9 protein-coding genes are annotated in these 10569 nt (G+C 51.9%); 6 read left to right on the top strand and 3 right to left on the bottom strand.

Features of this window, described 5'->3' with window-relative positions:
- Window positions 1-34 precede the first annotated feature (34 nt).
- Entirely contained in the window at window positions 35-2149 is a 2115-nt protein-coding gene (locus tag L2Y54_RS15100) for a cadherin domain-containing protein (protein ID WP_236497231.1), read from the bottom strand.
- 64 nt (window positions 2150-2213) lie between these two features.
- On the opposite strand from L2Y54_RS15100, the gene L2Y54_RS15095 reads away from it, so the two are divergent.
- On the top strand, window positions 2214-3572 hold the full coding sequence (locus L2Y54_RS15095) for a transposase (RefSeq protein ID WP_236497230.1): 1359 nt from the start codon (window positions 2214-2216) through the stop codon (window positions 3570-3572).
- A gap of 115 nt (window positions 3573-3687) precedes the next feature.
- On the opposite strand, the gene L2Y54_RS15090 is transcribed toward L2Y54_RS15095, so the two are convergent.
- Window positions 3688-7518: a GEVED domain-containing protein gene (locus L2Y54_RS15090; protein ID WP_236497229.1), complete on the bottom strand. Its 3831-nt coding sequence runs from the start codon at window positions 7516-7518 to the stop codon at window positions 3688-3690.
- Window positions 7519-7698: 180 nt separating this feature from the next.
- Here L2Y54_RS15090 and arsC point away from each other — a divergent pair, with 180 nt between their 5' ends.
- Genes arsC through L2Y54_RS15065 form a run of 5 tightly spaced genes read left to right on the top strand, consistent with a single transcriptional unit; the run spans window position 7699 to window position 9760 of the window.
- A complete protein-coding gene (gene arsC, locus L2Y54_RS15085; protein ID WP_236497227.1) occupies window positions 7699-8052 on the top strand; it encodes an arsenate reductase (glutaredoxin) in 354 nt (117 codons plus the stop codon).
- On the top strand, window positions 8049-8636 hold the full coding sequence (gene wrbA, locus L2Y54_RS15080) for an NAD(P)H:quinone oxidoreductase (protein WP_236497225.1): 588 nt from the start codon (window positions 8049-8051) through the stop codon (window positions 8634-8636). The genes arsC and wrbA overlap by 4 nt, the downstream gene beginning before the upstream one ends.
- Entirely contained in the window at window positions 8633-8995 is a 363-nt protein-coding gene (locus L2Y54_RS15075) for a DUF2069 domain-containing protein (RefSeq protein ID WP_236497223.1), read from the top strand. Before wrbA ends, L2Y54_RS15075 begins: the two co-directional genes overlap by 4 nt.
- The gene (ispF, locus tag L2Y54_RS15070; RefSeq protein WP_311196244.1) at window positions 8995-9474 is read left to right on the top strand and encodes a 2-C-methyl-D-erythritol 2,4-cyclodiphosphate synthase; all 480 of its coding nucleotides are present in this window, start codon (window positions 8995-8997) and stop codon (window positions 9472-9474) included. Before L2Y54_RS15075 ends, ispF begins: the two co-directional genes overlap by 1 nt.
- The gene (locus tag L2Y54_RS15065; protein WP_236497220.1) at window positions 9467-9760 is read left to right on the top strand and encodes a 4a-hydroxytetrahydrobiopterin dehydratase; all 294 of its coding nucleotides are present in this window, start codon (window positions 9467-9469) and stop codon (window positions 9758-9760) included. The genes ispF and L2Y54_RS15065 overlap by 8 nt, the downstream gene beginning before the upstream one ends.
- Here the strand turns inward: L2Y54_RS15065 and L2Y54_RS15060 are convergent.
- Window positions 9748-10557 (bottom strand): glutamyl-Q tRNA(Asp) synthetase, encoded by an 810-nt coding sequence (locus L2Y54_RS15060; protein WP_236497219.1) that lies wholly within the window; start codon window positions 10555-10557, stop codon window positions 9748-9750. The genes L2Y54_RS15065 and L2Y54_RS15060 overlap by 13 nt on opposite strands.
- Window positions 10558-10569 lie beyond the last annotated feature (12 nt).

Genomic DNA, 10569 nt, shown 5'->3' with positions numbered 1-10569 from the left:
GGTTTGTGGTGTTTTTGATCTTTGGTAGCGTCTATTACAACCCGCCACGCACAATGTAGTTCGCGGCAAAGTTGTCATTCAATGGATGTAAAACAACATTGCCGATCAAAATACTCACATCATTAACCGGTCCGCTGAACAGCGTTTTTCCATCCATATTCAGATCGGTATTGAAATAACCGCGCAAAATGTAGTTGGTTTGTGCCTGTGAGTTTTCCGGGCTGGTAATAACACTGCTTAACAAGCTGGTGATGTCGTTGCCGGGGCCGCTGCCAGTCAGCGTGTTGCTGCCATTAATATCACCGACCCATAGCAGCGCCAGTGCGCCATCAATATAACGGGTTTCAGTGCCTTTGACGGCAGTGCTGCTTAGGGTGAAATCCACCAATTTATCGGTATTGCTCAAACCAAGCGGGCGGGCACTCATTACCCCAAGGTGATTGCGATGGCGCACGCTCACGTAATAATTGCCCGCTTTAACGTTAGCGAAGTGCAGGGTGCTTGAACCTGTTTGCGCATCCACTAAATTGCCGTCCCGTTGCACGATTACCGCACGGCTGCTGGCGATTGTCGTGGGGCTGAGGCGCAACTCGACCAATACCCAATCGACGGCAGCGCGGTGATCGGTATTCTCTTTGACCAATGTGCTAAGCGTTTCTGTACCCGCGTAATTGAACGGTGCGGCTTGGTAGGGTTGGTTTATTGGCAATAAGTTGAGCAGGTTCAGGTCGGTGGACATGAGTCCTGCTTTGTCATCATAAGCGCCCTGTAAGAATGCACGCATTTGCAGTTTTACGCCGTCATCTGCTACGCGATTTAATACCTTGATAGTGAAGGTTTTACTCGCCGTCAGCCCGCCACTGTCAGTGACTGTCACGGTGACTTCATAGATATTATCCCGGTTGCCATCGGTTGGCGCGTCATAATCCGGGGTGGCTTTGAAACTCAGTGCGCCAGTGCTGTTATTCACCGTAAAGACTGCTTTGTCGGTTCCGCCGCTGATGTCATAACGCAGGGTATCGCCTTTGTCAGGGTCTTGTGCCTGAATGTCGGCTACCTTGGTATTGCCATCTTCTTCGATGCTGAAAGCAGTCCCGGAAGTGATGGCAGGGGCTTCATTCACATCCATTACCTTGAGTGAAAGGGTGCGTACATACTTATTGCCGTGCACATCGGTCGCAGTAATTTCAAGGTCGTAAACGTTGTCTTTGTCCTTATCCATGGGTATTTCAAAGTTACCGGGGTCAACAAAACCGGGAACAATGGCACGGGTATCCGCCAGTGTATTCTTAACGATCAGGGTTTTAATGAAGTGGATTTGGGCGCAATCAATCGTGCCATTGGTGACAGGGCCCACACTGAACATTGCCGCATCCGCCCCGCCGCTGATGACATAAGTGACAGGGTTGCCATTGCTGTCTTTAGCTTGGAGGTAGGTAATGGTCAGTGCATTTTCATCAATCACCATATCGGGCAATGCGGCACTGGGGTTATCAAGGAGGCTGGTACAAACAATGGCGGTATTCCCGTTGATTGCACCAGAAAATTCCGAGGTACTGCCAAATGCAGTTGGGCTGGTTTTTTCGGTGACAGTCACGCTAATGAATTCACTGGTTGCAACCGTTTGATTCGCATTGAAACTGCCTTTGAATTTGAGTGCGCCACCGGTATGCGTGAAGTCTTTGCTGCCGAGATAGAACTGACCTTCACCATGACCGGAAGCATCCTTCGTGGCATTTTTGAAAAATTCGAGACGGTAGCCATGTGTATTGGCTGGCACATCCAAACTGAAATCATAAGTGACGATTTTGGAGCCATTGCTACCAAACGAGGCGGCTGTGACCGCTGGGTAGTTCAGTAAGTGATTGGCACCGGTATCGGTATCACCTGCATCGTTGGCAGTCACGCCATCGTTATTCAAGTCGATGCCTAAGCCACCATTGCCGTGAATGCTGTTGCCGAGGATGCTGTTATTGACAGCGGTGGCAGCAGTAACCGCAATACCTGCCCCGCCGTTGGCGGTAATAATATTGCCGTGCCCGCTCAGAGCGCCGCCAATTTGGTTATTGGCTGTTTCGTTAAGACGAATGCCAGCGCCGTTAAAGTTTTTAATGGCTAGGGCTTGAATAATACTGCCATTGCTCAGCAATTCCCGCCGATCTTAAAATGACTGTATAATCATGGTCTTGTAAAACGAGTCACTGTGCAACGAAATGCCTGCAAAACCACCTCCCCTGCCTCTTGTTGGTAGCCTGAAGCTACGCAAGACCCTCTCAGTCCCCGGATTGCTGGAACGTGTGCGTGGCTGTTTCAGCGAAGTCACTGAACACCGCAAAACCAAACCCGACTATCCCTTGGTTGACGTGTTGATGTCAGGGCTTGCCCTATTTTCGTTGAAAGACGGCTCACTGTTGCAGTTTGACAAACAGCGCGGGGACAAGGCACGACGGCACAACCTGAAAACCCTGTTTGGCATCCCCGATGCTCCCTGTGACAGCCAAATGCGTACGGTATTGGACGGGGTAAAACCGCAGCGTCTGCGCCCGGTATTCCGCGCCATCCATCAGGAACTGCAACGGCAAGGCATACTGGAAGGCTACCGTTTTCTAGGAAAGTATTTAGTCAGTATTGATGGAACAGGTATTTTTAGCTCTGGGGCTATCTCTTGCCCGGATTGTTGCATTAAGACACACAAAGACGGACGCGAGGAGTATTACCACCAGATGCTGGCGGCAGTGCTGGTTCACCCTGACAAGAATACCGTATTACCCTTTTTCCCAGAGGCCATCACCAAGCAGGATGGCAGCAAGAAAAATGATTGCGAACACAATGCCTCTAAACGGCTCATCCCCCAGTTGCGCCAAGACTTCCCGCGCATGGAGATGATCCTGCTGCAAGATGCCCTGTCCTGCAATGCGCCGCACATCCGTCTTCTGAAGTCAAACGGTTACAGCTTTATCATTACCGCCAAAGCCCGTAGTGGCAGCCTATTACTGAAGACGGTATTGGACGGGTTAGCCAATGGCAGTACCCAAGAATTGGCAGGCACGACGAGCAAAAAGTTACGGTGTGGCTACCGTTATGCCAACGACATCCCGCTCAACCATGCCAACCAAGACGTGCGGGTCAACTACATCGACTATTGGGAGGAACGCCCCGACGGTACAACCTTTATCTATGACTGCGTGACTGACATCCCCCTCACCGCCGACAACGTGGCGGATGTGGTACGCGCAGGCCGTTCCCGCTGGAAGGTGGAGAACGAAACCTTTAACACCCTTAAAAACCTCGGTTACAACCTCGAACATAATTACGGTCATGGCAAGCAACACCTTTCCACCGTGTTCGCCACCCTGATGATGTTGACCTTCCTGATCGACCAGATACAGGAAGCTTGCTGCCAGTACTTCCAAGCCGCCCGCACCCGCTTACAGAGCCGTACCGCATTGTGGGAGAAGATGCGCGGGATGTTCCGTGAGCATCTGATTAGCGATTGGGAGTCCTTCTATGCTGCCATCATTTGGGGTTACGAACATGCCGACCTGACACCCAAAGGCATTCGCAGCGGATGAAAATCAGGCTTGAGGGTACGCTGGAGTTTTCCAACAGGGTGTTGGGTTATGCAAAAGTCAGGCGGTATTCGGGCAGGCTTTCAGGGCTTGGAGGGTATGGTTGTGCCCGTAAAAATCAAAGCCCTCGCAAGCCTGCGAAGCTCTGATTACCGATGGATAGCGGGAATTGCTGGCCATTGCTTCCTGTATCCAGCGTAATGCCGTTACTTGTGCCTGCGCTACTGCCGTCGAGGATGATGACCGGCTGATTGCTGAAACCGGCTTGCTTGCGTCCATCCAATGCCAGTGGTGCGGTAATGTTGGGTAGGGCGCTGTTGAGTTTGACCGTCCATGTGCCTGCGACATGCTGCGGATCAGTCGTGGGCAATATGAAAATGGCGTTTTCGGTGCCTTTCACGTAACCGTTAGCTTGTTCCAAGGCAGCGTCACCCGACAAAATACCAGCATTCAACAAGACCTGACGTAAGGAGCCTTGCCCAGCATCATTCGTATTGACGACGGTGTTAAAGTTGAAACCGAAACTGACACCATTGACATTGCCGCTTCCCACTGACACTGGCTGCACGGATTGCGCTTGGGCGCTGCTGGCGGATAACGTAAAGTTCGTGGTATTCAGTGCTTGAGCACCCGTATTGGCGGGGGCATCAGGGGATGCGGGGTTACGCCCACCCACTTCGTTGTTAACGGCACTGCCGTCATTGCTACGGTAGGTTTGGATCGCTAATTCCGAGCCATTTGTACCAAGACGGCTGGAAGATACGCTGTCATTCACGACCCGTACATAGTAATTACCGGTTGGTAAGGTGGTGAAACTGTAACTGCCGCCTGCGGTGGTGGTGGTGCTGGTCAGGAATTTACCTGTTGCATCATAGAGTTCTACACGTACTCCACTAATGCCAACCGTACCTGCCGTGCCGAAGGCGCGTCCAACACCCCCGCCGTAATTGACATCTTCAAAAATAGTGCCGTTGACTGTACTGACCGCAATGCTGGAATCGCAGGTGAGTGCGCCAAATTGCTTGAAGGCATCACCATTGGCGTAGATGAAAATACTGCGGGTGCTGGAACCATCATCATCCACCACCAGCCCCTTGGTGCGGAAACTGCTGACATCGGTGTACACCGCACCAGCGGCATAGGCTGGGTCAACGGCGGTGGCATCGTCCACGCCGCGTGCTGACAAGGGCAAGGCATAGCGTACACTGCCGCCCATGTCGGAAGCTTGCAGTTGGCTGCCAGTGCCGGTAAAGGTGGCGGCAGGGCTGAAATACTCGATCCCATCGGAATACGGTTCACCTGCTGAGCCGTCCACGTCAAAACTGGTCAGTACCAGATCGACCGGGCTGATGGCGGTGGCTGTGCCAGTTTGCACCAGATTGACCGTCATATCGAAATATTTGTTGGTCTGTGCACCTTGTAGCTGACCACCCAAATCGCCCTCCAGCCAGCGAGGCAGGCTGTTAGCCTGTAGCGCATTCAACGTCACCAACGCGTCCACACCGCTGCTGACATTACTGAAACGGTAGACTGAGCCTACCTGCTTGGCAGTACCGGAAACGAGTGTCGCCGTGCCAGAAAAGTCCAGTTCCAGTGGGTTATCAATGCTTTTACCGCAAATATTAACAGGGAACGGTGGCTCACACGCATCAACGGCTGCGACCATTACGTCATCAATAATCAGCTCATTGGGAGCTGTACCGTTGGTTAGACCACCTTCAGTGCACCACCCGTTGATTTGTGTGTCACACCAGTCACTAAAAATATGCCCATAATTGACGAAGCTGATCGTCGAGCTATCAGTAGTAGCCGTAAACTCAATCGCATAGCTTTGGACGCCTTCGGCACTGCCAGGCGCTTTGAAGTGAATTGATCCACCCGGTGCGTTAACCCGCATAATGCCGGAAGTGTACGTGCCTTGTTCAGGAATGGCTTTGAAATATAAACGGTATTGTTTACCGGCTACCGTTGGAAACGTGCGCGATAATGTGACAGCTTGTGGTCCCCAGTGTGATTTATCTAAATCATCCGGTATATCGCGTAAAGCAATCGCCTCCAAGGGTGAGGTCAAGTGACCATCTGCATCAAAGGTAAAGCCATTGGGGAAGTTAGGCGATACGCTACGTACCGAGCCATTGCCCAAGTAAACAGAGGTTTGTTGGGGAGCCATGACGTTGACTGTACGTGCATACGTATCAGTGCCTCCACCTGCAAGGAGCCAGTCACGGATTCCAGTGTGACCTAGTACATTAGCACCCAAGCCAATATCAGTTGTGAGATCGTTGAAGTCATCTGTAAACACGGTCGTGGTACAAGCATCAGGGTCGGCACTGCTGATCACCTTCAGGCTGGGGCTATCAACTGGAATAGGTTGGTAAATAGCAATTGGGTAATCTTCTACTTCACCGTTGCTAACAAAACCGGTTGGCGTACTGGTGCTTATGGCAGTGTCTGTGGTCAGGCGTAGGCGAATAAACGTAGTTCCCAGCTTGATGTCGGTCGGGATACTGTTCCATGTCAAGGTGACAGCCACACCATTGCTGCCGCTGGCAACGTTGGCAGAAACACCCTCGTCAGCTTCAAACATGCCGTTCTTGTCGAAGTCGATCCAGCCATACAGCTTGCCAGCAACTCCACTGGTATTGGTGACGGTGATTGGTGCGCTGTAGCTGCTATCCGTCATTTTCAGTACCGGGAAACGGGCGGCGGTAGGAGGCGTAGTGGCAGAACGTGGTGCGCTGTCTTCGTCTGCCCCATCACCCAGTGCATTGAAGCTGTATTGGCTGGCACTTTCTGCGTCTGGTGGGCTTACTCCGAGGTGAATGCCTGCAACGATGGTATGGCTGGCATCCCCATACGTGGCAGGCGCATCGCCGTAATCGTTCACTACCGGGTTGGCAAAATTCTTGTAATTGGTCGAACAATTACTGGGGGCATCCAGTTCGGTCGGGCGGGCAAAAGCAGTGCGGACAGTATTGGTCGGGGCGACACCAATCACATCAAAAATCTGTGTCGCTGTTTGGGTTTCGTCGTAGAAGGTGATCTTGTCAGCGGCACTATTGCCGGTGAATGCACCATTATTGCGGGTGAAACCGGCAAAAATCATCTGACCACCACCAGTAAAACTGTCGTTATTGGTGAAATCACCCCCGGCAATTTTGGCATTGGAACCGTTCTTGAATGGCTTGTTGTTTTGCCACAACCCGCCGGAAGTGCCAGTAGCGGTGGTAATCAGGATGGTTCCCTGATTATCCATCAGCGGGCTGTTGTTATTGAAGCCACCCCACGATACCAGTGTGCAATAGTTGCTGACATCGGAGTTCATGTTGATATTCATGAAGGCTTTGGCATACACACGCCCGTAGTTGTCAAACTTGCCATCCGGGTTGAAATTGCCTTCCAGTTCCAGCCGGTGGTTATTGGTCAGGGTTGTGCCATTTTCGGTGTTGAAGTCTTCTCCAGCAATCAGCAGTCCATCATTAGTGAAGGTGGAGTTTTTACCCAACTGGAAGCTGTAATCCATATTCATGGTAGCACCACTGCGGTTGCGGAAGGTGGTTGCCCCATTGGTGTTCAGGCCGCCCGGAAAGTGCAGCGTCCCGTAGTTGTCGATGACCGCCCCTGCGTTATACACAAAGGTTTGCAGGGTAGTTGTACCATAGTTGGTCAGCGTCCCGGCTATCACATTGATGTTGGAGGGCGCGAACGTTGCCCCCGTTTCCACACAAACGCTGGAACCGCTGGCAAACCCATCCAGCGCCCCGGTATACGTGCCGCTGGCGATTTTGAGCGATTGCCCCGAACCTAACGTGTAATTGCTGCTGCCACCATTACTGGTATGCGTGTAAGAGGCGGTGCAACTGGCTGCCCATGCCTGTCCGCTCAGACCATACAGCAACACAAGCGTCAACAGGGAATGCAGGCGGGATACAGGGAAAGGGCTTTTCATATTTGTCACACACTTATTTTGTTTATTATCTTGGCAATAAATATTGGTATTATTTTACGACAAGTATAACAGGGATATAAGTAGATTCAATTGCCATTGGTCATCTATAAAATAACAGTCCACTTGCAGTACGAACTTTATACCGTTAGATTGCACGGCAAACCCGATCAGGAGGCATTCATGAGTGACACCGTTACCCTTTACCACAATCCCCGCTGTTCCAAATCACGCCAGGCATTGGAGATATTAGAAGCCGAAGGGATTATCCCGACCTTGGTGAAATATTTAGAAAAGCCACCCACCGCAGCAGCGTTGAACGATTTACTCGATATGTTGGGCATGGATCCGCGCGGTCTGATGCGTAAAGGTGAGGCAGAGTATACTGAGCTGAATCTTGCTAACCCTGACTTGAGTCGCGAGCAGTTGATACAGGCTATGGTGACACACCCGCGCCTGATTGAGCGCCCAATTATGATCAAAGACGGGCAAGCCATTATCGGTCGCCCCCCCGAAAAGGTACTTGACCTCTTATGAAAACTGTCCTGATTTTGTATTACAGCCGTCACGGCGGCGTTGCCAGCATGGCGCAGCAGCTTGCTCGTGGCGTGGAAAGTGTCACCGATACCCAAGCGATGTTACGCACTGTGCCGGAAGTGTCCGAAGTGTGCGAAGCCGTTGCGGACACCATCCCCGCTAGTGGTGCACCCTATGTGACGCTGGATGATTTGAAGCTATGCGATGCCCTCGCGCTTGGCAGCCCCGGTCGTTTCGGCAATATGGCTGCCCCGCTGAAATATTTCCTCGAAAAAACCAGCAGCTTGTGGTTGTCTGGCACACTCACGGGCAAGCCTGCAGGCGTTTTCACCTCTACCTCCAGTTTGCACGGTGGTCAGGAAAGCACGCTACTCTCGATGATGTTGCCGCTGTTGCATCACGGAATGCTTATCACCGGTTTGCCGTATGCGGAAGCGGATTTGATCAGTACCCAAAGCGGCGGCACGCCGTATGGTCCGACCCACGTTTCTGGCAGTGACAGCAACCGCCCGCTGACGGATGAAGAAAAACGCCTGTGTTTTGCCCTCGGCAAGCGCTTGGCACAACTGGCACAGCAACTATGAATAAACTCGCGCTGTGGCGTAACCTGACCTTATTTAGCCTATTGGGGTTGATTGGTCTGATTATTGTCTGGAATAGTTTGCTTGCCAGTGTGCAACACGTGCCGCTGTGGCTGGAAATTCCGTTATTGATTGCCCCCTTGGTGTTACTGGTGCGCGGCATTTGGCAGGGAAATGCGCAAACCCATGTGTTTGCGGTGTTAATGTCCTTGCTTTATCTGATGCTGGGGATTTGGGTGGTGCTCGATCCGCAGGAACGTTTGTACGGTTACGCACTGATTTTCCTCAGTGTGGGTCTATACGCGGGGGCATTCATGAGCGCTAAAATCCTTGGCAAACGCAACACAGGGGATGCCGCATGATGCGTATTGGGCATGGTTACGACGTACACGCTTTTACCACAGGTGATAATCTGGTCTTGGGCGGGGTAAGCATTCCGCATACTCATGCGTTTAAGGCACATTCGGATGGCGATGTGTTGTTGCACGCGATTTGCGATGCGTTGCTTGGTGCGCTGGCATTGGGTGACATTGGGCAACATTTTCCCGATACCGCAGCAGAATACGCCAATATTGATAGCCGGATTTTGTTGCGTCACGTGGTCGGGTTGGTGCGCAGCAAAGGTTATGGTGTCATCAATCTGGATAGCACTATCATTGCGCAATCCCCTAAAATGGCACCGCATATTTTGACCATGCGCGAACACCTTGCGGCTGATTTGAGCTGTGAGCTGGGGCAGGTCAATGTGAAAGCAACGACAACTGAAAAATTAGGTTTCACCGGGCGTAAAGAGGGCATTGCCGCCCATGCCGTGGTGTTATTAGGAGCAAACCATGATTGAAAAATTAACCGATGAAGCGCTGGCAGTTATTCTGGAAGGTTTGCCGGGTTGGGTGTTACGCGATAATAAATTGCACCGTGTGCTGACCTTTGCTGATTTTGTGGAAGCGTTCGGCTTTATGTCGCAAGTGGCATTAGTGGCGGAACGCATGAACCATCACCCGGAATGGTGCAATGTGTACAAAACCTTAGCCATCAGCCTGACCACTCACGATGCAGGCGGCATTACCCACCGCGATATTGAATTGGCGCAAACCATCAACCGTTTAGCGGGCTATCCGGCGTGAGTGTTGCCAGGTTTTAGTTGAGGCATATCCCAGTGCGCGATTGCCCAATCCCAACAGGCGCTGAGGCTGGAAAATTCGCAAGCATCGGGGCAAGGTTGCTTGAGAAATCGCAGGGCAGTCACCAAAGTTTGCAACCGTTCGCTGGTATTGAGGGCAGGGGCAAGGTTTTGCTTACTCAGCTTTTGCCCGAATTCGTTTAACACCAACGGCACATGCGCGTAATCCGGTTGTGGTAAACCCAGCAATTGTTGCAGCCAGATTTGACGCGGTGTGTTGTCCAACAAGTCCGCACCACGTACCACTTGATTTACCCCTTGAAATGCATCATCCACCACAACCGCCAGTTGGTAAGCAAACAAACCATCGGCGCGTAGCAACACAAAATCGCCCACATCGCGGCTCAAAACCTGACAATAATTGCCTTGGATGCTGTCGATGAAACCAATGGGATGGTCAGGTGCGCGTACCCGAATCGAGGGTAAGGTTGGTAAGCCTTTGCGTGAGCGGGTGCAGGCATAAGTGTGTTCGTGCAGGGCAGTCAGTGCGGCGTGATAAGCATCTTGGCGCTGACTTTGGTAAAGGATGTCACCATCCCATTCAAAACCGTAGTCGGCTAAGGTTTGGATAATAGCATTCGCCGCACCGGCTTGTTCACGCGGTTTATCGAGATCTTCAATGCGCAGTAACCAGCGACCTTGTGCTTGCCGCGCCGCCAGATAACTGGCGGTGGCAGCAACCAGTGAGCCAAAATGCAATGGCCCCGTGGGGGAGGGGGCGAATCTGCCAATGGTTAGCAAGGCTTAGCGCCT

The sequence above is a fragment of the Thiothrix winogradskyi genome (assembly GCF_021650935.1).
Taxonomy (GTDB): Bacteria; Pseudomonadota; Gammaproteobacteria; order Thiotrichales; family Thiotrichaceae; genus Thiothrix; species Thiothrix winogradskyi.
The sequence above is the reverse complement of the archived record's forward strand: the minus strand, read 5'-3'. Positions and strand labels throughout refer to the sequence as shown.

Excerpts from the sequence above, each read along its gene's own strand:
- ispF (WP_311196244.1), top strand. The coding sequence starts at position 8,995 with ATGCGTATTGGGCATGGTTACGACGTACACGCTTTTACCACAGGTGAT.
- L2Y54_RS15065 (WP_236497220.1), top strand. The coding sequence starts at position 9,467 with ATGATTGAAAAATTAACCGATGAAGCGCTGGCAGTTATTCTGGAAGGT.
- L2Y54_RS15090 (WP_236497229.1), bottom strand. The coding sequence starts at position 7,518 with ATGAAAAGCCCTTTCCCTGTATCCCGCCTGCATTCCCTGTTGACGCTT.
- wrbA (WP_236497225.1), top strand. The coding sequence starts at position 8,049 with ATGAAAACTGTCCTGATTTTGTATTACAGCCGTCACGGCGGCGTTGCC.
- L2Y54_RS15095 (WP_236497230.1), top strand. The coding sequence starts at position 2,214 with ATGCCTGCAAAACCACCTCCCCTGCCTCTTGTTGGTAGCCTGAAGCTA.
- arsC (WP_236497227.1), top strand. The coding sequence starts at position 7,699 with ATGAGTGACACCGTTACCCTTTACCACAATCCCCGCTGTTCCAAATCA.
- L2Y54_RS15075 (WP_236497223.1), top strand. The coding sequence starts at position 8,633 with ATGAATAAACTCGCGCTGTGGCGTAACCTGACCTTATTTAGCCTATTG.